The organism is Klebsiella sp. CD33 (genome assembly GCF_051992865.1).
Classification (GTDB): domain Bacteria; phylum Pseudomonadota; class Gammaproteobacteria; order Enterobacterales; family Enterobacteriaceae; genus Klebsiella; species Klebsiella pneumoniae.
Genome location: NZ_CP197023.1, coordinates 2685287 through 2707918, shown reverse-complemented (window position 1 = coordinate 2707918; position 22632 = coordinate 2685287). Strand labels below are relative to the sequence as shown.

General features: G+C 59.4%; 25 protein-coding genes. 7 read left to right on the top strand and 18 right to left on the bottom strand.

Annotated elements, in window-relative coordinates; genetic code table 11:
• The first annotated feature begins 35 nt into the window (after positions 1 to 35).
• Positions 36 to 962: a LysR family transcriptional regulator gene (locus ACR809_RS13560; protein WP_002903632.1), complete on the top strand. Its 927-nt coding sequence runs from the start codon at positions 36 to 38 to the stop codon at positions 960 to 962.
• On the opposite strand, the gene mdcH is transcribed toward ACR809_RS13560, so the two are convergent.
• From mdcH to ACR809_RS13515, 9 genes are all read right to left on the bottom strand, one after another.
• On the bottom strand, positions 952 to 1854 hold the full coding sequence (gene mdcH / locus ACR809_RS13555; RefSeq protein WP_122051340.1) for a malonate decarboxylase subunit epsilon: 903 nt from the start codon (positions 1852 to 1854) through the stop codon (positions 952 to 954). The two genes, ACR809_RS13560 and mdcH, sit on opposite strands and share 11 nt — an antisense overlap.
• Positions 1854 to 2471 carry a malonate decarboxylase holo-ACP synthase gene (locus ACR809_RS13550; RefSeq protein WP_117076967.1) on the bottom strand — a complete coding sequence of 206 codons (618 nt, stop codon included), beginning with the start codon at positions 2469 to 2471 and terminating at the stop codon, positions 1854 to 1856. The genes mdcH and ACR809_RS13550 overlap by 1 nt, the downstream gene beginning before the upstream one ends.
• Before the next feature lie 3 nt (positions 2472 to 2474).
• Positions 2475 to 3434, bottom strand: coding sequence for an AEC family transporter (locus ACR809_RS13545; protein ID WP_004148291.1), 960 nt, complete (start codon positions 3432 to 3434; stop codon positions 2475 to 2477).
• A gap of 136 nt (positions 3435 to 3570) precedes the next feature.
• Positions 3571 to 4371: a biotin-independent malonate decarboxylase subunit gamma gene (mdcE, locus tag ACR809_RS13540; RefSeq protein WP_020317020.1), complete on the bottom strand. Its 801-nt coding sequence runs from the start codon at positions 4369 to 4371 to the stop codon at positions 3571 to 3573.
• Positions 4371 to 5204 carry a biotin-independent malonate decarboxylase subunit beta gene (locus tag ACR809_RS13535; protein ID WP_004143105.1) on the bottom strand — a complete coding sequence of 278 codons (834 nt, stop codon included), beginning with the start codon at positions 5202 to 5204 and terminating at the stop codon, positions 4371 to 4373. The genes mdcE and ACR809_RS13535 overlap by 1 nt, the downstream gene beginning before the upstream one ends.
• Positions 5197 to 5496, bottom strand: coding sequence for a malonate decarboxylase acyl carrier protein (gene mdcC, locus ACR809_RS13530; protein ID WP_004143106.1), 300 nt, complete (start codon positions 5494 to 5496; stop codon positions 5197 to 5199). The genes ACR809_RS13535 and mdcC overlap by 8 nt, the downstream gene beginning before the upstream one ends.
• Positions 5497 to 5513: 17 nt before the next feature.
• Positions 5514 to 6356: a triphosphoribosyl-dephospho-CoA synthase gene (locus ACR809_RS13525; RefSeq protein ID WP_009486289.1), complete on the bottom strand. Its 843-nt coding sequence runs from the start codon at positions 6354 to 6356 to the stop codon at positions 5514 to 5516.
• Positions 6356 to 8011 carry a malonate decarboxylase subunit alpha gene (gene mdcA / locus ACR809_RS13520; protein WP_004176297.1) on the bottom strand — a complete coding sequence of 552 codons (1656 nt, stop codon included), beginning with the start codon at positions 8009 to 8011 and terminating at the stop codon, positions 6356 to 6358. Before mdcA ends, ACR809_RS13525 begins: the two co-directional genes overlap by 1 nt.
• A gap of 224 nt (positions 8012 to 8235) precedes the next feature.
• On the bottom strand, positions 8236 to 9270 hold the full coding sequence (locus ACR809_RS13515) for an AI-2E family transporter (protein ID WP_002903679.1): 1035 nt from the start codon (positions 9268 to 9270) through the stop codon (positions 8236 to 8238).
• A 442-nt stretch (positions 9271 to 9712) separates the two neighbouring features.
• Between ACR809_RS13515 and kpnE the strand changes: the two genes are divergently transcribed.
• Together kpnE and kpnF are read left to right on the top strand one after the other, a co-directional pair.
• Positions 9713 to 10075, top strand: coding sequence for a multidrug efflux SMR transporter subunit KpnE (gene kpnE / locus ACR809_RS13510; RefSeq protein WP_002903681.1), 363 nt, complete (start codon positions 9713 to 9715; stop codon positions 10073 to 10075).
• Positions 10062 to 10391, top strand: a complete 330-nt coding sequence (gene kpnF, locus ACR809_RS13505; protein ID WP_002903683.1) for a multidrug efflux SMR transporter subunit KpnF — start codon at positions 10062 to 10064, stop codon at positions 10389 to 10391. The genes kpnE and kpnF overlap by 14 nt, the downstream gene beginning before the upstream one ends.
• 43 nt (positions 10392 to 10434) lie before the next feature.
• Here kpnF and ACR809_RS13500 read toward each other — a convergent pair whose 3' ends face one another.
• The 4 genes from ACR809_RS13500 to ACR809_RS13485 form a co-directional block, all read right to left on the bottom strand.
• Positions 10435 to 10551, bottom strand: coding sequence for a hypothetical protein (locus ACR809_RS13500; RefSeq protein WP_002903685.1), 117 nt, complete (start codon positions 10549 to 10551; stop codon positions 10435 to 10437).
• Positions 10552 to 10564: 13 nt separating this feature from the next.
• Positions 10565 to 11377, bottom strand: a complete 813-nt coding sequence (locus ACR809_RS13495) for a trypsin-like serine peptidase (protein WP_002903687.1) — start codon at positions 11375 to 11377, stop codon at positions 10565 to 10567.
• 938 nt (positions 11378 to 12315) lie between these two features.
• Positions 12316 to 12681 (bottom strand): acid resistance repetitive basic protein Asr, encoded by a 366-nt coding sequence (asr, locus tag ACR809_RS13490; protein WP_122051339.1) that lies wholly within the window; start codon positions 12679 to 12681, stop codon positions 12316 to 12318.
• 164 nt (positions 12682 to 12845) lie between these two features.
• Positions 12846 to 14333, bottom strand: coding sequence for a carboxypeptidase M32 (locus ACR809_RS13485; RefSeq protein ID WP_122051338.1), 1488 nt, complete (start codon positions 14331 to 14333; stop codon positions 12846 to 12848).
• Between the two features lie 216 nt (positions 14334 to 14549).
• Between ACR809_RS13485 and ACR809_RS13480 the strand changes: the two genes are divergently transcribed.
• Positions 14550 to 14642 carry a KPN_01571 family protein gene (locus ACR809_RS13480; protein WP_004206050.1) on the top strand — a complete coding sequence of 31 codons (93 nt, stop codon included), beginning with the start codon at positions 14550 to 14552 and terminating at the stop codon, positions 14640 to 14642.
• 30 nt (positions 14643 to 14672) lie between these two features.
• Here the strand turns inward: ACR809_RS13480 and ACR809_RS13475 are convergent, their stop codons facing one another.
• The gene (locus tag ACR809_RS13475; RefSeq protein ID WP_002903698.1) at positions 14673 to 15923 is read right to left on the bottom strand and encodes an MFS transporter; all 1251 of its coding nucleotides are present in this window, start codon (positions 15921 to 15923) and stop codon (positions 14673 to 14675) included.
• A 130-nt stretch (positions 15924 to 16053) separates the two neighbouring features.
• Here ACR809_RS13475 and ACR809_RS13470 point away from each other — a divergent pair, with 130 nt between their 5' ends.
• The 3 genes from ACR809_RS13470 to bioD all read left to right on the top strand — a co-directional run bounded on the left by ACR809_RS13470 (position 16054) and on the right by bioD (position 19123).
• Positions 16054 to 16956: a LysR family transcriptional regulator gene (locus tag ACR809_RS13470; protein WP_002903700.1), complete on the top strand. Its 903-nt coding sequence runs from the start codon at positions 16054 to 16056 to the stop codon at positions 16954 to 16956.
• 123 nt (positions 16957 to 17079) lie between these two features.
• Complete coding sequence (gene mlc / locus ACR809_RS13465; protein ID WP_032433865.1) at positions 17080 to 18300, top strand: sugar metabolism global transcriptional regulator Mlc; 1221 nt, start codon at positions 17080 to 17082, stop codon at positions 18298 to 18300.
• 127 nt (positions 18301 to 18427) lie between these two features.
• Positions 18428 to 19123 carry a dethiobiotin synthase gene (bioD, locus tag ACR809_RS13460; protein ID WP_002903703.1) on the top strand — a complete coding sequence of 232 codons (696 nt, stop codon included), beginning with the start codon at positions 18428 to 18430 and terminating at the stop codon, positions 19121 to 19123.
• Here bioD and clcB read toward each other — a convergent pair.
• From clcB to ACR809_RS13440, 4 genes are all read right to left on the bottom strand, one after another.
• The gene (gene clcB, locus ACR809_RS13455) at positions 19076 to 20371 is read right to left on the bottom strand and encodes a voltage-gated ClC-type chloride channel ClcB (protein ID WP_122051337.1); all 1296 of its coding nucleotides are present in this window, start codon (positions 20369 to 20371) and stop codon (positions 19076 to 19078) included. The two genes, bioD and clcB, sit on opposite strands and share 48 nt — an antisense overlap.
• Before the next feature lie 133 nt (positions 20372 to 20504).
• Positions 20505 to 21113, bottom strand: a complete 609-nt coding sequence (dmsD, locus tag ACR809_RS13450) for a Tat proofreading chaperone DmsD (protein ID WP_040188183.1) — start codon at positions 21111 to 21113, stop codon at positions 20505 to 20507.
• Positions 21114 to 21154: 41 nt separating this feature from the next.
• Positions 21155 to 22012, bottom strand: a complete 858-nt coding sequence (locus ACR809_RS13445) for a DmsC/YnfH family molybdoenzyme membrane anchor subunit (RefSeq protein ID WP_002903710.1) — start codon at positions 22010 to 22012, stop codon at positions 21155 to 21157.
• A 1-nt stretch (position 22013) separates the two neighbouring features.
• The gene (locus ACR809_RS13440) at positions 22014 to 22631 is read right to left on the bottom strand and encodes a DMSO/selenate family reductase complex B subunit (RefSeq protein ID WP_004152235.1); all 618 of its coding nucleotides are present in this window, start codon (positions 22629 to 22631) and stop codon (positions 22014 to 22016) included.
• Between the last annotated feature and the right edge of the window lies 1 nt (position 22632).

Below are 22632 nucleotides of genomic sequence, written 5' to 3'. Positions count from 1 at the left end.
AAATAAGAAAATTAAACCAGGAGTGTGGAAGGGCCATGCAAGAGGATATTAACCAGGAGATCACCTTCCGCAAGCTGTCGGTCTTTATGATGTTTATGGCGAAAGGTAATATCGCCAGAACCGCCGAAGCGATGAAACTCAGCAGCGTCAGCGTTCACCGCGCGCTGCATACCCTGGAAGAGGGGGTGGGCTGCCCGCTGTTTGTCCACAAAGGGCGCAACCTGCTGCCGCTGCAGGCGGCGTGGACGCTGCTTGAATACTGCCAGGATGTGATAAGTCTGATGAACCGCGGGCTCGAGGCGACGCGCAAGGTTGCAGGCGTCGGTCAGGGGCGGTTGCGCATCGGTACCCTCTATTCTCTGACCCTGGAAACCGTTCCGCGCATCATTATGGGGATGAAGCTGCGTCGCCCGGAGCTGGAGCTGGACCTGACGATGGGTTCAAATCAGATGCTGCTGGATATGCTGGAAGACGATGCCCTCGATGCCATCCTGATCGCCACCAACGAAGGGGAGTTCAATAATACCGCTTTCGACGTGGTGCCGCTGTTTGAGGACGATATTTTTCTCGCCGCCCCGGCGACCGAACGGCTGGATGCCTCACGGCTCGCCGATCTACGCGATTACGCCGACCGCAAGTTTGTTTCGCTGGCGGAGGGGTTCGCCACCTATGCCGGATTCCGGGAAGCATTCCACATCGCCGGCTTCGAGCCGGAGATCGTCACCCGGGTGAATGATATTTTCTCGATGATTAGCCTGGTGCAGGCTGGCGTCGGTTTTGCCCTGCTGCCGGGGCGGATGAAGAAAGTGTATGAGAAGGATGTACAGCTGCTAAAGCTGGCGGAACCCTACCAGATGCGCCAGCTGATCTCTATCGTCTATTCGCACCATCGCGAACGCGATGCCGACCTGCTGGCGCTGGCGGCGGAAGGACGGATGTACGCCCGCAGTATTAATCGCTAAGCCGCTGCGCCAGATGGCGGGCGACGTCCAGGCCGCTGCGCTCCAGCGCAATGGTCTCCCCGCGCCAGCCCGCCTGGCGGGTCAGGCAGGTGAGCACCCCCCCGGGGGGCATCTCAATGGCTAAGCGCGCATCGCGCTCATCGGCGGCGACCATCGCCTCCTGCCAGTGGACCGGGCGCGCCATGTTCATCGCCAGATCGTCGGCGATCCGCTGCGGATCCCACAGCACGCGCGCCGTCGAGCCGCTTAAATAGGCGCGCTGAGGGCGCCTTAAGCTGGCGCCGGCAAAAGCTTTCGCCAGCTCAGCGGCGGGTTTATCCAGCAGCGCGCAGTGCGACGGGACGCTGACCGCCAGCCGCTGGGCTTTACTGGCGCCAGCCCGCAGCGCCAGCTGCGCCACCTCGGCCATTGCCTCATCACGGCCCGCAATCACGAACTGCGTTTCGGCGTTCAGGTTGGCGAGATAAACCTCGTGGCCCTGCATCAGCGCCTCAACCCGCGGGCGGGTCAGGCCCATAATCGCCGTCAGTCCGTAACCTTCAGGATACGCCTGTTCCATTAAGTCCCCGCGCAGGGCCACCAGCCGCAACGCGCTGGCGAAATCGAGCGCGCCGGCAATCACCGCGGCCGGAAACGCGCCGATAGAGAGGCCGCTGACCATCTGCGGATCCACGCCCTGACGCTGTAGCTCGCGCGCCCAGGCGACACCGGCGATCAGCAGACAGAGCTGGACCGCACGGGTGTGTTGTAGCGCATCGGCGCTATCGAGGGTAGCGACTTCATCCCCCAGCACGGCGCGCGCCTGGGTGAGGATTGCCTCGCGATCGGGGATCATCGCCAGCATGCCGGGACGCTGGCCGCCCTGACCGGGAAAGGTAAATAAAATCTTCATTATTCCTCCCTGTGCCACGGCGTCGCGGTTAAGCGCGCGCCGCGGGACGTTTTCAGCAGCGCGCGCCCGTCGCGCAGCCATTCATTAAGGGCGAAGGCGCCGTACGGCGTTTCGACCTGGGTATCAGCGCGGCATGGGAGTTGGGCCACCCGGGTCTGCCATTCCAGCAGCGCCTCGCGGTCCAACGGTTGTGGCGCGCGGATCAGCAGATCCAGATCGCTGGCCGCATGCAGCACCGGGATCTCGGTTGCCAGCGCGTAGCCGGTACTGCCGGTGACGCCCCAGCCCCAGGGCCAGCGGTGTAAGGTGAGGGCGATAGCCCCCTGGACCGGCGGCTGCGAGACAAACGGCGAGCAGAGTAATGCTTCGCGCTCGACAAGCATCTCCGGGGTGACGCTGCGCACGATATTGCGCGCCTTTACCCAGCCGGCGGCGCGCTGCTCGCGCTTCATGCCCCGCACCCCAACCGGGACGCGGGCCTGGTCGTCAACGTCGCGCCTCACCACCACCGGCAGCGCGGCTCGCCACTGCTGAGCCACCCACGGCTCGGCAATGTCTTCCAGGGCGCTGGCGTGGTTTAACCAAACTAAATCGTGGGGACGCGGCGTTGCTGACATGGTTTACAGTCCTGAAGTCAAAGAGATAAACAGCGGTAGCGACAGGATACACAGAACCGAGCTCAACAGCAGCACGGCTTCAGCATCCGGAGACTGGACGCCGAAGCGGTTGCCGAAGACCACGCCGAAGAAGCCGGCGGCCAGGGCTATCATCAGGATCGCGGTAATGGCAATGGAACCGTGCAACCCAAGTAACATCACCAGACCCCAGGCAATAAACGGCTGCACCAGCAGTTTCACGATGGTTGATGTAGCGATCAGCGCATTGAGCTGCAGTTTACGCGCCGACAGGATCACCCCGGTGAGGAACAGCGCGGCGGCGGTGGCAGCCAGGCCCAGCGGTTTGATCGACGCCAGCAGCAGGTCCGGCATTTTAATGCCGATCGCGGAAAGCACCACCCCAAGCAGCGGGCCCCAGACGATCGGTTTTTTCACCGAACGCCACATCAGCACCGGCAGCATTGCCAGCGTAGAACCGCTGTTTTCACCCGCGGCGCGGGCTTTTTCACGCTCCAGAATCAGCAGGCAGAACGGGGTCATCAGTACCGAGCCGCAGGCGATAGAGACCGCCACCGACAGCGAGGTTGACGCGCCTTCACCCAGCACGCTGCCGAGGATCGGCAGACCTAGCGCGGCATAGTTTGGCAGGGCGACGGTGAGGGTCAGCACCGCGGCATCCTGCGGCGTGCGTTTGAACACGCTGGTGGCGAGGAAGTAGATCGCGGCATAGGTGATCCACATCGCGCCGGTCAACACCAGCACCAGCGGCGACTGGGCGACGATCCCGGCCCACGGCGTTTGTACCGTGGCGCTAAACAGCGTGGCGGGTAAGGCAAAATCCATTACAAAAATATTAAGCAGCGAGACGTTTTTGTTATCTACCATCCCGGCCTTACCGGCCCAGAAGCCCAGCAGCATGATAACGAAAATCGGGGCAAGAGCATGAATAATCACATAAGTCATAAATCACCTGTAAATAAGATAGAGTACTGGCGCGATTGTTATTTTTTCTAAAAGCCGTCCCTACCCGGCGCGGTTATTACGCGCTCCGGGGGACGGCTTCCGGCAGGTTTTCTTCTACTACTTACGTACGAACGTCTTACCAGCTGGCGCGCATGCGATCGCGAACCAGTTGCGAGCTGCGGCGGTTTTCCGCGCCCAGGCGGCACTTCAGTGAGGTATCGGTGCGCGCGTCAGCGATGGCGTCGCGCAGCGTGTTGCTGACCAACGACAGATCGTGGTCGTCAGGGGCATCCGGATTATTAATATCCAGAAGGGCGGAGAGCAGGCCGAGCGTCGCATAGTTGCTGACGTCGTAGGCCATTGGCGGAATGGTAGCCGCCAGTTTCTCCAGCGCCTCTACGGTACGCAGCGTAATGCGCGCCGCCGACGCTTTACCCATCGCGTGGACCAGCACGCCGCTATCGTTAAAGGCGATCAGGCGGTTGGCCTGGTAGCCGTGGGCCAGAAACGCCCCGGACATCGCTTTGCCGACGATCAGGCCAATTACCGGGTGGCCGGCCAAACGGGCTTTGGCGTAGGCGCCAGCCGCCCCGGCCAGCGCCTGGTGAATGCCGAAAGCTTCTTCGCGGCGGCCATAGGCCTGGCTTGGCACATCGATCACGGCGACGATCGGCCGTTTGACTGGCTGGTCGGCGTCGGCGGCAATGGTTTCATTAACCACTTTCGCCAGCGTCCAGCCTTCCAGCAGGCCGACTTCGCCGCCGGCGGCGCGCGGGTAGTGGTTGTTAGCATCCGGGACCACGGCGATAAAACGCACGTTTTCGCCATTAATCTGACCGTCTGCCACCTGGACGGAAGGGCACAGGCCGCTCATCAGCGGCGCGTCGGGCGCCAGTTTGTTCAGCCACAGCGCGGCGCGGTTTGGGAACTGACTCATTATTTATCCTCCCGGGCAAAAAGCTGTTTAATCTGCGCGGTATCCGCCTGCTGGCGGGTGTCGAACTGGCTCAAGCGACGCAGATAATCGTCATAGTTGTCGCTGCGGTGCTGTACCGGTACGCCTTTGGCGATCGCCTCATTCATTGCGGTTTTAACGGCGTTAACGCCATCGTTAACCAGCGCGTCGACCAGTCCGCTGGCGGCGCGAATTTCGCCGCCGGTCATGCTCCAGATAAACGGCCGGTTGCGGGAGTCGTACTCTTCAATGCCGGCTTCCTGCTCGATAACCTGCGGGCCGTTGAGGCCGAGACGGGCTTCACGAGTGACAATGAGATAGCTGCACAGCGCGGCGGCGATAGACATACCGCCAAAGCAGCCGACGGTGCCGGCGATGATGCCGACTACCGGCGTGTAGCGGCGCAGATCGACAATCGCCGCGTGAATATCAGCGATGGCGGCCAGACCGAGGTTGGCCTCCTGCAGACGTACGCCGCCGGTTTCGAGGCACAGCACCGCCTGCGTCGGGATACCGTTGCGGTTATCTTCCGCCGCCAGCTCCAGCGCGGCGGCCATTTTGGCGCCGGACACTTCGCCCATACTGCCTCCCTGGAAGGTGCCCTCGATGGCAATCACCACCGCAGGCTGGCCGTTGATCGTGCCTTTGGCGACCACCATACCGTCATCGGATTGCGGGACGATGCCCTGGGCGCCGAGCCACGGCGACATAATACCGTCAAACGGATCCAGCAGTTCGCGGTAGCTGCCGTCGTCCAGCAGGGCGTGGGCGCGTTCGCGAGCGCGCAGTTCGATAAAGCTGCGATCGTTACGCATGAGCGGCCTCCTCAAAAACCTGTTCAATACGAATACGGGCGACGCCCGGCGTGGCGCCGAAGTCGTGGATAATCAACTGCCCGGCGGGCAGGCCGTTGATCAGGTTCAACCTGTCGAACAGCGCCTGCCAGCGCGCCTGGCTGTTATCCACTGAGGTGGTGATCTGTACGTTGAGCGTGGCGCTCTGTGCGGCGGTATAAAGTACTTCCATATCGCCTGAACCCACGACTCCTGCCAGCGCTCGGCCGCTCAGGGCGCGGCTGGCAGGAAATGACAATGTAATCTGTTCCATAACATCCTCTGAATGCGTTAGCCGGCAACTCTGTCGAGAAACAGGGTGGCGGCAAGGAGATCGGCGGCGCCTCCCGGCGAGGCGTTTTGCGCCAGCATGATTGCGTCCAGGCGGGCCAGGGCGGCGCGCCCGGCGAAACTGGCGCAACCGCCAGCCGCCAGCACCTCACAAGCGCCTTGCTGCATGGCCTGCAGCCCGGCCATACCGGCGCGCGACAGCACGCAGGTATCGCTCAGCGAGGTCATGATGGCCATCAGCGCATCAAGCTGCGCCTGCGGCTCACTGGCGCCTCGCGCCCGGCTGTGCTGCAGTTGCGGCAGCGCCAGGCGGGTGATATGCGGGAAACCACACTGCGCTTCCTCGCGGGCGCCTGGCACCTGCCAGCGGCGGCTGGCGCGAAGCCCTTTACTAAAGCTTTTCGGCGCGAAGCCGTCGGGCAGGCGGGCGAGGGCGGCGGCGGCGTCGGCGATCGCCTGTGACTGACCCTCTCCACCCAACATCGCCACCGCGCTGACCAGCAGGCCTAGCGCCCAGATAGCGCCGCGGTGGGTGTTAACCCCACCCGTCGCCAGCATCATCTGCGCTTCGCCTTCGCGGCCAAGGCGGCCGACGGTTTCGCGCAGGGCGATGTCCGCCGGGCGACGCCAGCTTTGCTCGGCCAGCGCGTGAAAGGTCGGCTGCAGGCTGCGGGCGGAGCGCTCCATCAGCGCCAGATTCAGGTCCTGATGCGCGCCGTTGCCGCGGCTATCCACCAGACCCGGTTTCGGGCTCAGACGGGCTTCGTCAATCAGACAGGCGCTGGCGGTATGCGCCAGCCAGCTGACGCGGCTTTCTGCGTGCAGGGGGGAGAGATTTTTCATTACCAGCTCCGGAATTTTGCCGGTGGGTTGTACAGTCCGTCGGACCACTCCACCAGGTCGGCGACGCTGCCGGCGGCCAGCAGGGAGCGGGTGGCATCGCTGCGGCGAATCCCGAGATCTTCCGGGTAGACCACTTTGCCGCTCTGACGCAGCGCGGCGACGCGTTTGGCGTCCACACCAAGGCCGATATCGGTGATCCCGGCCACCGCGGCGACCATCGCCCGGCGCTCTTCAAGGCTCTCCGCACGGTACAGGTAGGCGATACCCTCTTCGGTCAGGACGTGGGTGACGTCATCACCATAAATCATCACCGGCGCCAGCGGCATGCCGGAGGTTTTCGCCACCTCAACTGCATCCAGCGTCTCAACGAAGGTTGGTTTCACGCCGGCCTGGAAGGTTTCGACCATCTGCACCACCAGCTTTTTACCGCGCTGCATCGGGTCCGGCTCGGTGATCATATTGAGCCATGCCGGGGTGGCGTGGCGGCGACCGTGCGGGTCGTGGCCCATGTTCGGCGCGCCGCCGAAGCCGGAAAGACGGCCGCGGGTGACGGTCGAGGAGTTAGCCAGACCATCCACCTGCAGGGTTGAACCAATGAACATATCTACCGCGTACTGGCCCGCCAGCTGGCAGAAGGCGCGGTTAGAGCGCATCGAGCCATCCGGGCCGGTAAAGAAGATATCCGGGCGGGCGCGGATGTACTCTTCCATCCCCAGTTCGCCGCCGAAGCAGTGCACGCTCTCCACCCAGCCGCTCTCGATGGCCGGGATTAAGGTTGGATGCGGATTCAGGGTCCAGTGTTTACAGATTTTGCCTTTCAGGCCGAGCTGCTCGCCATAGGTCGGCAACAGCAACTCGATGGCGGCGGTATTAAAGCCGATACCGTGGTTAAGCGACTGCACCTGATGTTCCGCATAGATGCCCTTGATCGCCATCATCGCCATCAGTATGTGTTCTTGCTTAATCAGGCGCGGATCGCGGGTGAAGAGCGGTTCGATAAAGAACGGCTTGTCGGCAACCACCACGTAATCGATCCACGAGCCGGGAATATCGACGCGCGGCAGATCGCATTCGTCGTCCACCAGTTCGTTGACCTGGGCTATCACAATGCCGTCGTGGAAGGCGGCGGCTTCCACCAGCGCCGGGGTATCTTCGGTACTCGGTCCGGTATACAGGTTGCCTTTGCGGTCAGCTTTATAGCCGGCAATCAGCGCGACGTTTGGCGACAGATCGACGTACAGGCGCGAGTAGAGTTCGATATAGGTGTGGATGGCGCCGATTTCGAGCAGGCCATCTTCCAGTAGTTGCGAAATGCGCAGGCTCTGGGTGCCGGAGAAAGAGAAATCCAGCTTGCGGGCAATACCTTTTTCAAACAGGTCCAGATGCTCGCTGCGCCCGACGCTGGGCATAATCATATGCAGGTCGTGGATTTTTTGCGGATTAACTTCCGCCAGCATGCGCGAGAGGAAATCGGCCTGTTTCTGGTTGTTGCCTTCCAGCACAACCCGGTCGCCGGGGGCGAGCAGGTTTTCCAGTACGCTGACCAACTGGTCAGTCGGGATGACCTTACCTGGCATGTTCGCCTCGGCCAGCCGCCGCTGTTTTTCCGTTCGGCGACGGTTCCAGACCCGCCCCGTCGTTTGTTCGGCATTCATTAATAACCTCCTGATTCGACAAATCGTTTTGTTTGTCCTGGTGGAGATTAGTGTGCGACGCGAGGCTATGAGCATCAATTAAGCGCGGTGGCCGATCGTTAGCATCAGAGTAACGATTCCGCCGCAACGTTTGTGATGCGGATCAATAATACATAAGGCGTAGTGGTCTACGGAGAGAGTGTAGGGCAGGGAGCAGGCCGGCGAAGCGCCGGCCTGCGGAAGGACTACTGTTTACTGACATCGCTTAATAAGAAAGCGATACTCTGCCCGCCGCTGGTCTGCTCGAGGGCAATTTTGACGATAATCGTCAACGGCACCGAGAGCAGCATGCCAACCGGACCCAGCAACCATCCCCAGAAGATTAAGGACAGGAATACCACCAGCGTCGAGAGGCCCAGCCCGCGCCCCATGATACGAGGTTCGAGAATATTGCCGAATACCAGGTTGACGATCAGGTAGCCGGCCAGCACTACCAGCGCCTCGTACAGACCACCGAATACCAGCACCTGCAGGATCGGCGGAATGGCCGCCAGCACGGAACCGATATTGGGAATATAGTTAAGCGCGAAGGCCAGTAGCCCCCACATAAAGGCGAAGCGCACATCCAGCAGCACCAGCATGCCCCAGACCACCAGGCCGGTGATCAGGCTTATCGCAGTTTTCAGCACCAGATAATGCGATACGCTGTCGATGGCCCGCTGGATGGCGCCCATGCCTTCTACTGGTCTGGACATTAACTGCTGCAGCTTAGCGGGAAGCTGCGGCACCTCCAGCAGCATAAACACCACCGTCAGCAGCAGCAGAAAAATAGAAGACATGGCATTCGACAGCTGAGTGAGCAGGCTGGTGACCAGGGTCATTACGGCGTTAGGGTCGATGTACTTATTGAGCTCGACCACCGAAACGGTGAATCCCATACGCTGCAGCCAGGGCGCGATGGTTTGCATCGGCTCATAGAGATAGTTGCGATACTGCGGCAGGGTGCGCGCCAGCTCGTTGAGCGAGGTCCCCAGCGAGGCCAGCAGCACAATGGCTAACATAACAATCAGGCCAATCAGTAGCGAGATCGCCAGCACGCGCGGCACCCGGCAGCGGACCAGTAGCTGGACCAGAGGATTGATGATCACCGCCAGAAAAAGCGCCAGGATAAACGGGACGATTATGTCCGCCGCAAAGCGAATGCCGGTAAGGATGATCACCAGCATACCCAACATGATGACCATCTTTAATCCGTTAAGTGTAATAATGGGTTTAGCCATAGGATCCCGACCTCAAACTTCCTTGCCTATTAACAGGTTGCGTTACATTAGCATAATGACGCTTTTTTGCAGAAAAAACGCATTGAACAAAAACCGCGGCGTAAAGAATTGCAAAGTCTTTGAATTAAATGTAGCACTATGCTACAAATCTACCTGTGTTTAACTACTGAGGACAATTTTCATCCGCACCGGACGAGAAGCAACACCGCGGATAATTGTAATTTTATGGACAATCAGTTCAGGATGTATATTTTAAATCACCCCGCAGTATCCCTCACTTTTTCCCGTTTTGCCGGCGAACAGCACTGGCATTCGGCGCTATAGTCACCTTCTTTCTGCCTGAGCTGGCGCCAAGCGCACAGCGATATCTACGTCAGAAATTTTCCTGTTTACGTCTCGCGTAAACGGTAATGGATTATATTCTCAAGCAGGAGAAGGGATCATGTTTTATTGGATTTTATTAGCTTTAGCAATTATTGCTGAAATTACCGGCACCTTGTCTATGAAATGGGCAAGCGTGAGCGGCGGGCACACCGGCTTTATTTTAATGCTGGCCATGATTGCCCTGTCATATATTTTTCTTGCCTTTGCGGTTAAAAAGATTGCCCTCGGTGTGGCCTATGCGTTGTGGGAAGGGATCGGTATTTTACTGATTACCCTGTTCAGCGTGCTGCTGTTTGATGAGAGTCTGTCCCTGCTGAAAATAGCCGGCTTGACCACCCTGGTGATAGGGATCGTCTTAATTAAGTCCGGCACCCAGAAAAAAGCGTCTTCCAAGCAGGAGGTGGCCCATGCAGCAGTTTGAGTGGATCCACGCCGCCTGGCTGGCAATCGCCATTGTGCTGGAAATTATTGCCAACGTCTTTTTGAAGTTTTCCGACGGCTTCCGCCGCAAGATCTACGGCATCCTGTCCCTGGCGGCAGTATTGGGCGCGTTCAGCGCCCTGTCGCAGGCGGTTAAAGGGATCGATCTCTCGGTCGCCTATGCGCTGTGGGGCGGCTTCGGTATCGCGGCGACCATCGCCGCCGGCTGGGTGCTGTTTGGTCAGCGTCTGAATAACAAAGGCTGGGCGGGGGTTATCCTGCTGGTAGCCGGCATGGTGTTAATTAAACTCGCCTGACGTCTCGCCGCCTGCAAAGCCAGGCGGCAAATGGAAACTTCCTTCACGCCTGGCCCCGCTGTAATTGTGTCAGGTGACGCTGAGGGCTGCGCAGGTTCACTGCTTTCGGCTGGCGGAAAATCATTTCCGCCAGGACGATGTCAATAATGATATTCTTCACCGGCCTCGGTCCATTACTCACCGGCAAGCGCCTCCAGCTTATCGCGAAAGCCAGTCACCGCAATGGCGCGATTGTCCGCCCGCCAGCGATCCTGCGGGCCGGGGGCCGAACTCTGCACGGCGATCACCTGCCAGCCGTCCTCCGTTTTCAGCAGCAGCGGCGAGCCGCTGTCGCCAGGCAGGGTGTCACACTGATGCGACAGTACGCTGGTTTGCGCCCACCCTGTCACGATGCAATCCTGGTGGCTGTAAAGATTATCGAGATGATCTTCAGGATAGCCAGACTGGGTAACTTTACGGTCCGCCGCCTTCAGCGCGGCGGTGAGATCGGCCTTGCTGCCCGGAAAGAGCGGGATCGGCGTAATGCCAGACGGAGCATAGCGCAGCACGATCAGGCCAAAATCGGACGGCGCCGCAGCGGAAGGGACAATCCAGCCGTCGCCATCGGCTTTCAGGCGTCTGCCTAAGCTGGGATCGACTCGCCCGTCAATGCCGTGGATCTCATAGACCCAGTTGCCCTTGCGGGAAATAAAGCGCAGGGCGACCGCTTTGTCCGGCTTGCCGCGCGGGGGCGTTAACAGACAGTGGCCCGCGGTCAGCGCCAGATGCGGAGAGATGAGCGTCGCCGTACACAGATTGCCGCTGGCGGTTTCCAGCTGGCCAATCGCGTCCCACGGACTCTCCTCGGGGCGGTTCACCGCTTTGCGGTCATCGTGACCGAAAAACAACGTCTTAATATCTTTGGCGCTCAGTCCGCTATCATCGGCATGTGCGCCCAGAGGTAACAGATAAAATGAACACAGTAATAACAGAACGTCTCTACGCATATCACTCTCTGGGGAGGCTATGATGTCTATTGACAGTAGCAGGAGATTTAAGTTTTTGAAAGTAAACAATAATTCTAAACAGGCCAAACCGTATACCACATCAGCGCGCGGTGGGGGCTGGCGCTGGTAAAACCTCCTGATTTCAAGCGGTTAATACCAGTGTTCTGCTTGTGCTATTTCCGCAGAAAGTGGCGTCTTGCGCAACAAAATTCATGTATCAGAACGTACTGAATTCGGTTAATAATGCAGCAATTCATCCGTGGGATTATTCCTGGTTTGTCAGCATAATGCCCAAAAATAATACTTTTACCCACCAGAACTTCACCGGAATTCGCACTTCTTTACGCCTCTCGTAATTATTTTCAATGCGAAACATTTTCTCACCGAAAACGTTGTTACCGTCGCCCTGCCGTTGAGTAAATAGAGAGGTAGTACCGGCGATGATAGCCTGAACTCTATTTCCCCTGCGTTCGGAGGGCTTATGTCTAAAAAAGGTATTCGCGCACTGGTTTATGTTTCCCTGGTCTCAGTCGCTATCTGGGGCGCGACCGGCTATCTGGTGATGGAAGCCGTGCGTGCATTGTGATGGGCGCGCCACCCGGCAAGGGCCAGGCGTGCGACATATTACGACTAACATGTCTGGCGTCTTCTGGCGCCGGACATTTTTTTGCGCCGCAGAGAGTCACAGGATAATGGGAAGCGGGGAGCGGGTCAGCGATAGCCGCACGGTATTCATTTTAATGAAAAGCTGGTAGAAGCAGCAAAATGCGAGCGCGGGATAAATAATTAAGAGAGGAAAAAACGGGTTGCAACCACTGCGCATATAATTAGCAGGATCAGGATGAGCTCAAAACGATAGCGCCGCAGCATAGTGCTCTCCAGAAAAAACGGCGCTGAAACAGCGCCGATTATTAAGAAGGTTGGTTCACCGGGAGGAATTATGCTGCCGGCTGTGCAGTCGGTTTAGCGGCCTGGTGTTTAGTGGTTTTGTGGTGTTTTTTCGCCGCCTGAGCTTTCTGCGGAGCAGCTGGTTTAGCTGCTACTTTTTTGTGTTTTTTAGCGGCCTGGGCTTTCTGAGCAGCGGCTGGTTTAGCTTCTGCTTTTTTGTGTTTTTTGGCAGCCTGAGCTTTCTGCTCTGCAGCCGGTTTTGCCGCGGCTTTGTGGTGTTTTTTGTGATGGGTGGTCTTGGCAGCCGTGCTGTGGGTGGCAGCCGGTGCCTGAGTGGTGCTTACTGCGTCAGCAGCGAAAGCGGCGGAAGAGAGACCCATAGCAGCGGCAACGACCAGAGCTAATACTTTTTTCATTCTGATATCCTCGAAAAGTTTTCTTAATTTCAACCCCACTGCGGGGCCGGTGAAATCACTATATGCTTGTCTTTTCGAGCTTTCCGTGAGTGTTTGGTATCGGCGTGTAACCGAATGTACAAGGCAGGAACGACAGGACGCGCCGGGTAGCCCGGCGCGTATGATTACAGGTAGCGAGTGGTCAGGTGCTCGCGGAAGTAGCGGCTATTAAGATCCTCACCGGTGGCCTGCTGAATCAACTGCGAGGTGGTGAAGCGGCTGCCATGCTGCCAGATATTCTGCCGCAGCCAGTCGAACAGGGCGCTGAAATCGCCTTCCTCAATATCGCGATCTAATGTCGGCAGCGCGCGGCGGGCCGCGGCCATCAACTGCGCGGCATACATCGCACCCAGGGTATAGGAAGGGAAATAGCCGAATCCGCCGTCGGTCCAGTGAATATCCTGCATGCAACCATCCCGATAGTTGCCGGTGGTCGACAGCCCCAGCCAGTGCTGCATTTTCTCGTCCCACAGCGACGGGATATCATCTACCTCAATCTCGCCGTCGATCAGCGCACGTTCAATTTCATAACGCAGGATGACATGCGCCGGGTAGCTCACCTCATCGGCATCGACGCGAATAAAGCCGGGTTTCACCTGCTGATTCCAGGCGACAAAATTCTCCTGGCTAAAGGCCGGCCGATCGCCAAACCGCTCGCGCACCGCCGGTAACAGGCGGTTAAGAAACCGCTCGCTGCGTCCCAGCTGCATTTCAAAAAACAGGCTCTGCGACTCGTGGATAGCGGTGGAGCGGGCGAGTCCTACGGGCTGGTCGACCCACGGGCGAGGTAGATTCTGCTCGTAGCGGGCGTGGCCGGTTTCGTGGATCACGCCGAACAGAGCGCTGAGCAGGTCGTTTTCGTTGTAGCGGGTGGTGATGCGCACATCCTGGGGTACGCCGCCGCAGAACGGGTGGGCGCTGATGTCGAGGCGCCCGCCGTCGAAGTCAAAGCCAAGGATACGCATCGCCTGCAGGCCCAGCTCCCGTTGTTCAGCAATGGGGAAAGGCCCCTGCGGGGCGATTAGCGTCTGCTTCGCCTGCTTCTCCACCGCCTGGCTAAGCAGGGAAGGTAGCCACGATTTGAGATCGGCGAACAGGCTGTCCAGCCGCGCGCTGGTCATATCCGGTTCGAAAATATCCAGCAGCGCGTCGTAGCGTGAGCCGCCCCTGGCATCGGCGCGGATCTGCGCTTCCTGACGGCTCAGTCTGACCACCTCGCGTAGGTTGTCGGCAAAGCCCGTCCAGTCATTGGCGGGACGCTGGCTGCGCCAGGCATGTTCGCAGCGGCTGCCGGCCAGCGATTTTGCTTCCACCAGGCTCTCCGGCAGCAGCGCCGCCTGATCGTACTGACGCTGCATTTCCCGCAGGTTGGCCTGTTCAACATCATTAAGATCCTGCTGGCGGGCCTCCTGTAACCATTGTCCCACTTTTTTATCGGTCAGGATTTGATGCTGCAGCACGCCGAGCTCGGCCAGCGCTTCGCCGCGGGCGACGCTCCCGCCCGGGGGCATCATCGCGAACATATCCCAGCCGGCGATGGCGGCGAGATGCGAAAAGCGCGACAGGCGCTGAAAGGTACGGGTAAGCTGCTGATAAGGCGTATTTTCAGTCATAGTGGCGTTCGGTCCGTGACAGGTGAATAAAGAGATTATCGCTTTGCCTCTACACTATCCTGATACGCCCGGCGGGTCGAGCGTTGCGCACAGGGGAAGGGAAAGACACATGGCGGGAGAATAAGCTCACCTCTGTGATCGGTGTGACAGAAAACGGTAACATATCGGTACTAAACTGTGATCGATTACACAGGTCTGGAGGTTCGGGGGTGGTTTATGAATCCGTTCACCTGGCTGTTTATTGCACTACTGTCCGTTGATGCCGTCAGAGAGCTGATGGGCTTGTCTTCCATAATGGGCATGTGGTGAAACGTGGCCCGCAGGCCACGTCACACGCGACTATTTCAGTCGCTGATGTAAGCAGGTGCCGGTCAACAGCGCGGCAAGGAGCAGCAGCGCGATAAACCCACCGACGCCGTTCCAGCCGTAGTGATGCCAGAATACCCCGCCTAACGTCCCGGCAAGACTTGAACCCAAATAATAGCTGAACAAATACAGCGATGACGCCTGACCGCGGGCGCGGCGGGCGCGTGGGCCAATCCAGCTGCTGGCGACGGAATGCGCGGCGAAGAAGCCAGCGGAAAACAGCAGCATGCCGATGAAAATAAGCCACAGGGAAGAAAAGAGCGTCAGCAGCAGGCCGCAGAGCATCACCGCTGTAAAGCCAAGCATCACCGGCCCGCGGCCAAAGCGTACGGTCATGGCCCCTGCCTTCGGTGAACTCCAGGTCCCGGTGAGATAAGCTACCGACAGCAGGCCTACCACCGCCTGGCTTAACGACCACGGCGACATCATCAGCCGGTAGCCAATATAGTTAAACAGGGTGACAAAAGCGCCCATCAGCAGAAAACCTTCGATGAACAGCAGCGGCAGGCCACGGTCGCGCCAGTGCAGACGGAAGTTAATCAGCAGCGTTTTCGGTCGCAGCGAGGTCGGGCGGAAATGGCGCGACTCGGGCAGGATACGCCAGAACATAATCGCCGCGGCCAGCGCAAAGCCGCTGATCGCCGCCAGCGCCACGCGCCAGCCGAAGAAATCGGTAAAGACCCCGGTCAGCAAGCGGCCGCTCATGCCGCCGATGGAGTTGCCGCTGATATATAACCCCATCGAAAAGGCGACGAAACTGGGGTGGATCTCCTCGCTCAGATAGGTCATGCCGACCGCCGCTACGCCGCTCAGCGACAGGCCGATGAGCGCGCGCATAATCAGGATGCCGTGCCAGCTGGTCATCATAGTCGACAACAGTGAACAGCAGGCGGCCAGCAGCAGGGCGGTGACCATCACCGGCTTGCGGCCTATAGCGTCCGACAGCGGGCCGGTAAACAGCAGGCCCACCGCCAACATCGCCGTGGAAATTGAAAGCGAAATACTGCTGCTGGCCGGCGACACGCCAAACTCGTTCGACAGCACCGGCAGGATCGGCTGCACACAGTAGAGCAGGGCAAAGGTGGCCAGACCGGCGGAGAACAGCGCGAGAGTGACGCGCATAAACTGCGGGGTGCCACGCTTAATAAACGGATCCGGACGGGATGCACCAGCGACGCTGACCTCGCCCGCCGGCACGGTGTCAACGGTTGTTGTACGACTCACAGAGAATTCCTTGCGTAGAAGTTGCTGCTTACCAACAGAGTGTTGTGACCATTCAGCTCACATTTTTAGGGTATGAAAATGTAAATATTCTGTCTAATATATTAATAATCTCAAATAAGACGTTTTAAATATGAATATCGAGTTGCGTCATTTGCGCTACTTTGTCGCCGTCGCCGAGGAGCTACATTTTGGCCGCGCCGCGGCGCGACTAAACATCTCTCAACCACCGCTAAGCCAGCAGATTCAGATCCTTGAGCAGCAGACCGGCGCTCGCCTGTTTGCCCGTACCAACCGCAGCGTCAGCCTGACGGCGGCCGGAAAGCAGTTTCTCGCCGATAGCCGACAAATCCTCGCCCAGGTGGATGAGGCGGCAGCTCGCGCCGCCCGTCTACACCATGGCGAAACGGGTGAGCTGCGCATCGGCTTTACCTCCTCAGCCCCTTTTATTAAGGCCGTCTCCGATACGCTATCGATGTTTCGCCAACGCCTTCCGGATGTGCATATTCTCACCCGCGAGACTAACACCCGCGAACAGATAGTGCCCCTGAGCGAGGGGGCTCTGGATTTGGGGCTGCTGCGCAATACTCAACTGCCGGACACCCTGGCGTGGGAGCGGGTTCTGCGCGAGCCGCTGTTGGCGATGGTCCCGGCGAATCACCCGCTGGCCCGCCAGCCCTCGGTCAGCCTGGCGGCGCTGGCGCGCGAGCCCTTCGTCTTTTTCGACCCGCACGTCGGCACTGGCCTGTATGACGACATCCTCGGCTTGCTGCGCCGCTACGGCCACACGCCGAAGATTGCCCAGGAGGTGGGGGAGGCAATGACGATTATTGGTCTGGTGGCCGCCGGCCTGGGGGTATCGATCCTCCCGGCCTCCTTTCAGCGCGTCCAGCTCAGTGAAATGCGCTGGCTGCCGATCGACGAACAGGATGCGGTATCGGAGATGTGGCTGGTGTGGTCTAAACACCATGAGCAAGGGGCACTGGCAAAACGCTTTCGTGAGGCGCTGCTCTCCTGGAAAAGCGAGCATAATTGAGGCGAAAAGGGGCTGGAAATGTGCGGTAAATCACAAGGCTAAGTAAAAATTTGACGTTCACCGTCGAAGTGCTTCACCATAGCCGAAAGTTTATTTCGAAGCGCGAAAATAAGGGAGTCAATGGTGGTAGCGGATAGTCAACCAGGCCATATCGATCAAATAAAGCAGACCAATGCGGGCGCCGTGTATCGCCTGATTGATCAGCTCGGCCCGGTATCGCGTATCGACCTTTCCCGATTTGCGCAACTGGCGCCGGCCAGCATCACCAAAATCGTCCGCGAAATGCTGGAAGCGCATCTGGTTCAGGAGACCGAGATCCAGGAGCCCGGCAGCCGCGGCCGCTCGGCGGTGGGGCTGATGGTGGAGACCGAGGCATGGCACTATCTGGCGGTGCGCATCAGCCGCGGTGAGATCCATCTTTCGCTGCGTGATTTAAGCAGTCAGCTGGTGGTGGAGGATCAGCTGGAGCTGGCGCTCACCGACAGCACGCCGTTTCTGACGCGCGTTATCGACCATATTGATCGCTTCTTTATTCGCCATCAAAAGAAGCTGGAACGCCTTACCTCCATCGCTATGACGATGCCCGGTATTATCGATACCGAAAATGGCATTATTCATCGCATGCCGTTTTATGAGGATGTTAAAGATGTCCCGCTCGGCGAAGCGCTGGCCAATCATACCGGGGTGCCAGTCTATATTCAGCATGACATCAGCGCCTGGACTATGGCGGAATCTTTGTTTGGCGCCTCGCGCGGCGCCCGGGACGTCATTCAGGTGGTCATCGATCATAACGTCGGCGCCGGGGTGATCACCGATGGGCGCCTGCTGCACGCCGGCAGCAGCAGCCTGGTGGAGATTGGCCATACCCAGGTCGATCCCTACGGCAAACGCTGTTACTGCGGCAACCATGGTTGCCTGGAGACAATTGCCAGCGTAGAAAGCGTGCTGGAGCTGGCGCAGATGCGCATGGCGCAGTCGATGAGCTCGCTGCTGCACCAGCGTCCGCTGAGCGTGGAGTGGCTTTGTCAGGCGGCGCTGCAGGGCGATTTGTTAGCCCGGGACATCATCAGCGGCGTGGGTAATCACGTTGGGCGGATTCTGGCGATCATGGTCAATCTGTTTAATCCGCAGAAAATTCTGATTGGCTCGCCGTTCAATCTGGCGGCAGAAATTCTTTTTCCGGCAATTTCCAGCTGTATTCGGCAACAATCTCTCCCAGCCTATAGCCGGCATATTACCGTTGAAAGTACTCAGTTCTCCAACCGCGGAACGATGGCTGGCGCGGCGCTGGTCAAAGATGCGCTCTATAACGGATCCTTACTCATACGACTGTTACAGGGTTAACATTTTTTCATAGTCACACCAAAAATTGCGCTATCTCAAGCTGACCTCAGACGGCTTCACGTAGACTTTGCCCACCGTTGATTATTTCTCTCCCGTATATTTCATCGACAAAACTGTGGGGTTAGTGATGTTTAAGCGTTTCTTTATTACAGGTACAGACACCTCTGTCGGGAAGACAGTGGTTTCCCGTGCGCTGTTGCAGGCACTTGCTGCCAGAGGCAAAAGCGTGGCCGGGTATAAGCCTGTGGCGAAGGGCAGCAAAGAGACGCCGGACGGTTTACGTAACAAAGATGCGCTGGTGTTGCAGAGCGTCTCCACGCTGGCGTTACCCTATGAGGCTGTCAACCCCATCGCCTTAAGCGAAGACGAGAGCAGCGTGGCGCATAGCTGCCCGATCAACTACGGTCTGCTGTCCGATGGTTTGCAGCGTCTGGCCGCGCAGGTCGAACACGTGGTGGTTGAAGGCACCGGCGGCTGGCGCAGCCTGATGAACGACCTGCGGCCGCTCTCCGAGTGGGTGGTTCAGGAGCAGCTCCCAGTGCTGATGGTGGTGGGGATCCAGGAGGGGTGCATCAACCATGCGCTACTGACAGCCCAGGCGATCGCCAATGACGGTTTACCGCTGATTGGCTGGGTGGCCAATCGGATCAACCCCGGTCTGGCGCACTACGCCGAAATCATCGATGTCCTCAGCAAAAAGCTGCCGGCGCCGCTGATCGGCGAGCTGCCTTATCTACCGCGCGCCGAACAGCGTGAGCTGAGCCGCTACGTCGACTTAGACATGCTCGGCAACGTGATGGCGATAGATCGAATCCCGGCGTAACGTCCGCGACAGCACAGACGACACGACGCAGGTTATCAGCAGACCGGGCAGCAGCGTATACTGCCCGGTCATCTCGCAAATCATCAGGGTTGACATGATCGGCGCATGGGTCGTGGCGGCCAGAAACGCCGCCATGCCGGTCAGACCCATCATGATGGCCATTTCTTCACTTCCCGGCAGCCACAGCCTGCTGAAGCAGGCAAACAGCATGCCCAACGCCAGGCCGACAAACAGCGTCGGGGTAAAGACCCCGCCAGGCGCGCCGGAGCCGCTGCTGGCCAGCACCGCCAGCAGTTTGCAGATAAATACGCCCACCAGCAGCGCACCGGACGGCGGCAGCAGCAAATAGCTTTGCACTACGCTGTAGCCGTTGCCCCATACTGCCGGGGTGATGAGCGATAAGCCGCCGACAATTAGCCCGCCCAGCGCCAGCTGCCACGGCGGCGCCAGCTTCAGTTTAACGAACCCGCGGTGGCTGTAGTCCATCAGCCAGATAAACAGCGGCCCGCACAGCCCGGCCAGCAGGCCAGTCGCTAGCATTAAGCCATAGTGCAGGGCGCTGAGGTTCTGCTGTAACACGACGTGATACAGCGGCGCGGCGCCGCCATTAAGAAACTGCGTCAACAGCAGGGCGATCACCGCCGAGATCACCACCGGCCCAAGCGAGGCCAGCATCAGCGTGCCAAAGAGAATTTCAGCAATAAACAGGCTGCCGGCCAGCGGGGCATGATAGGCGCTGGCCATCCCGGCAGCCGCGCCGCAGGCGACCCATAGCTTCCATTCACTCTGCGGCGTGAAGCGACGGGCAAACAGCGAGGCCGCCAGCGCGGCCAGCAGGATCATGGCGCCTTCCCGGCCAATCGCGCTGCCGGTCACCACGACCAGCAATGACGCCAGTGATTTCACCAGGCTTGCCGGCGTATCGAAACAGCCGTCGCCGGTCTCCAGGGCTTCCATATAATCGGTGGCGGCATGTGGACGCGCGACGCTGCGTCGTTGCCAGAGCCAGAGTAAGGTTCCCGCCGTCAGGCCGCCCAGCGCGGGGGTAACCAGCCGACGCCACGCCGGCAGCGACTGTGCGGCGTTGACCAGGCTCCCGCTGTCATTACTGAGCAACAGCGTTTCCAGCACCACCATAGCGTGGCGAAACAGCGCCACCGCCAGGGCGGCGAGAAGGCCAATCAGGGTGGCGATCAGCAGGCGGCGAAACATCACCTGCACATCAGGATAGGGATGAAGACGATGCATTAGTCACGGCGAGGTTCGGAAAACATTGGCTTATTGTGATAGGGAATAACCTTAGATGCAAAAGCGATAAGTGCGGGTGAAAGGCTGGGAAGCGGCAAAATAAAACCGCGCCGGATATCGGCGCGGCGAAGGGTTAACGATAGAGCGGTTTTTGCGCCACGGCGATCGGCAGATTCTCCTGCCACTGCGCCAGAGTCGCCTGCGCCAGCTGACCCAGCGCCTGATAGAAGGGGTGGGCGGCATGGTCGACAAAGACGCTCAGGAAACGCCCGGACCACGGCAGCAGGTGCCAGGCCAGCAGCTGAGCGAACAACGCATCCTGCTCCGTTTCGCACAACCATGCCGCCAGGAGTAGCACGGTGCCGAAATGATCTTCCGGTTCGTTGCCATCGGCCTTCAGCGCGATACCGTTCTCGCGCATCCACTGGCGCAGAGCCAGCGTGGAATCGCCAAACAGCACAGACTCTTTATCCAGCCAGACAGAGCCCCAGGGCGGCGCCGGCAGGGCCCATGGCCCGATAAACAGGCGCTGCCAGGCTTCCGGCAACGTTTCTTCAGCCGATGCGGCAAACCCTGACGCCAGCGGGGCTGCGACCGGGAAGGGCCACTGCTGCTGCCAGCTCCCGTCCTGGAAGGCGGCGACCAGCGGCGCAATTTCCGCACTATTCGGCGCATAAGAGAACAGCGCGCCCAGGGTGCGGGCGCTTAACGCGACGGCGTCGCGATTTGGGATCGGCATCATCACTTATTCCTTTCTGCGGCGCGCGCCTGCGCGCCGTCTCATTAACCGGCAACCGCCATACCGACGGTCATATGCAGACCATAAAACAGGCCGCGGCCAATACATTCGGCGATCAAGACCAGCAGCAGGCCGATCAGCAGCCCCGTAGCGCGCGGCGGCTGGCGGCGGATCAGCGGACATAGCCAGCAGCCGAGGCCCAGCGCCAGCAGTACCAGGCGTAGCGCCTGGAGTTTGCCGTAATCTGGCAGCAGGGTGGCCGCCTGCTGAACCGAGCTGTGAAGGGTACTGAGCCCGGCGCTTTGCATAATGATAACTGCGGCGCTGATGACCAGCGCGGCCACGCTCAGTCCGGCAAAAAACCAGCCGTTAAAGTCGACTTTCGCCAGCCGCAGCAGCAGGGCGGCAAACAGCGGCCCGCTGAGGAGCACCGTCAGAAAGAACGCGCTGGTGGTGTAGCCATTGTACCATGTTGGCACGGTATTGATTTGGTAAACCCGGGTCATTGCGAGGACAAACAGCAGCCCTAACAGCATGGCGATCGCCAGCCAGACTTTACCCAGCGTCGCCGGCATTTTTTCCAGCACCGCCAGCAGCCACCAGAATCCGCCCACGGCGAAGAACAGAGCGCCGCTGGCGATTTCGTTGCTCAGCGCCGAGGCGCCGATGCGGTTCAGCGAGTTAAACGCGCGCAGCGGTGAACCGAGATGCATCACCGAAGCAAGAAAACCAATGCCCATCAGCAGCCAGATAAAAAACATATTGCGCACCAGCCGCCGCCGGGCTTCCCGTTGGTCCCCCAGCGCCAGCCAGCCAAGACCGCTGACGATGGTCGCGCCGACCACGCACTGACCCAGCACCGTAAACAGCACCAGCGGCCATTCATGCCATCCGTTTCCCATCTCACACCTCCTTCGGGTTCGCCAGGTAACCGGTGGTATCGCCACACGGCCGGGCATTGGCGTTAGGTTTGATAACGATACTCGGCCGGGTAAAGTGCGCCGACGGCAGCGGCGCTACCGCGGCCAGCTGGCCGTGCTTAGCGCGCAGTTCGGCAATTGGCCCGAAATCCAACGCCCGCAGCGGGCAGGACTCGACGCAGATCGGCTTTTTCCCCTCGGCGACGCGCTCGTGACAGCCATCGCACTTGGTCATATGGCCTTTGTCGGCGTTGTACTGCGGGGCGCCGTACGGGCAGGCCATATGGCAGTAGCGGCAGCCAATGCATACCTCTTCGTTGACCACCACAAAACCGTCTTCGCGCTTATGCATTGCGCCGCTCGGACAGACCTTGGTGCAGGCCGGATCTTCACAGTGGTTACAGGCGATGGAGAGGTAATAGGCAAACACGTTCTGCTGCCAGACGCCGTTGTCCTCCTGCCAGTCGCCGCCGGCATATTCATAGATTCGGCGGAAGCTGACCTCCGGAGTCAGGTTCTTGTAGTCCTTACAGGCCAGCTCGCAGGTTTTGCATCCGGTACAGCGAGCGGAGTCGATAAAGAATCCATATTGCGTGCTCATG

Coding starts and splice junctions, on each gene's coding strand:
- ACR809_RS13560 (WP_002903632.1), top strand. CDS start 36: ATGCAAGAGGATATTAACCAGGAGATCACCTTCCGCAAGCTGTCGGTC.
- mdcH (WP_122051340.1), bottom strand. CDS start 1,854: ATGAAGATTTTATTTACCTTTCCCGGTCAGGGCGGCCAGCGTCCCGGC.
- ACR809_RS13550 (WP_117076967.1), bottom strand. CDS start 2,471: ATGTCAGCAACGCCGCGTCCCCACGATTTAGTTTGGTTAAACCACGCC.
- ACR809_RS13545 (WP_004148291.1), bottom strand. CDS start 3,434: ATGACTTATGTGATTATTCATGCTCTTGCCCCGATTTTCGTTATCATG.
- mdcE (WP_020317020.1), bottom strand. CDS start 4,371: ATGAGTCAGTTCCCAAACCGCGCCGCGCTGTGGCTGAACAAACTGGCG.
- ACR809_RS13535 (WP_004143105.1), bottom strand. CDS start 5,204: ATGCGTAACGATCGCAGCTTTATCGAACTGCGCGCTCGCGAACGCGCC.
- mdcC (WP_004143106.1), bottom strand. CDS start 5,496: ATGGAACAGATTACATTGTCATTTCCTGCCAGCCGCGCCCTGAGCGGC.
- ACR809_RS13525 (WP_009486289.1), bottom strand. CDS start 6,356: ATGAAAAATCTCTCCCCCCTGCACGCAGAAAGCCGCGTCAGCTGGCTG.
- mdcA (WP_004176297.1), bottom strand. CDS start 8,011: ATGAATGCCGAACAAACGACGGGGCGGGTCTGGAACCGTCGCCGAACG.
- ACR809_RS13515 (WP_002903679.1), bottom strand. CDS start 9,270: ATGGCTAAACCCATTATTACACTTAACGGATTAAAGATGGTCATCATG.
- kpnE (WP_002903681.1), top strand. CDS start 9,713: ATGTTTTATTGGATTTTATTAGCTTTAGCAATTATTGCTGAAATTACC.
- kpnF (WP_002903683.1), top strand. CDS start 10,062: ATGCAGCAGTTTGAGTGGATCCACGCCGCCTGGCTGGCAATCGCCATT.
- ACR809_RS13495 (WP_002903687.1), bottom strand. CDS start 11,377: ATGCGTAGAGACGTTCTGTTATTACTGTGTTCATTTTATCTGTTACCT.
- asr (WP_122051339.1), bottom strand. CDS start 12,681: ATGAAAAAAGTATTAGCTCTGGTCGTTGCCGCTGCTATGGGTCTCTCT.
- ACR809_RS13485 (WP_122051338.1), bottom strand. CDS start 14,333: ATGACTGAAAATACGCCTTATCAGCAGCTTACCCGTACCTTTCAGCGC.
- ACR809_RS13480 (WP_004206050.1), top strand. CDS start 14,550: ATGAATCCGTTCACCTGGCTGTTTATTGCACTACTGTCCGTTGATGCC.
- ACR809_RS13470 (WP_002903700.1), top strand. CDS start 16,054: ATGAATATCGAGTTGCGTCATTTGCGCTACTTTGTCGCCGTCGCCGAG.
- bioD (WP_002903703.1), top strand. CDS start 18,428: ATGTTTAAGCGTTTCTTTATTACAGGTACAGACACCTCTGTCGGGAAG.
- clcB (WP_122051337.1), bottom strand. CDS start 20,371: ATGCATCGTCTTCATCCCTATCCTGATGTGCAGGTGATGTTTCGCCGC.
- dmsD (WP_040188183.1), bottom strand. CDS start 21,113: ATGATGCCGATCCCAAATCGCGACGCCGTCGCGTTAAGCGCCCGCACC.
- ACR809_RS13445 (WP_002903710.1), bottom strand. CDS start 22,012: ATGGGAAACGGATGGCATGAATGGCCGCTGGTGCTGTTTACGGTGCTG.
- ACR809_RS13440 (WP_004152235.1), bottom strand. CDS start 22,631: ATGAGCACGCAATATGGATTCTTTATCGACTCCGCTCGCTGTACCGGA.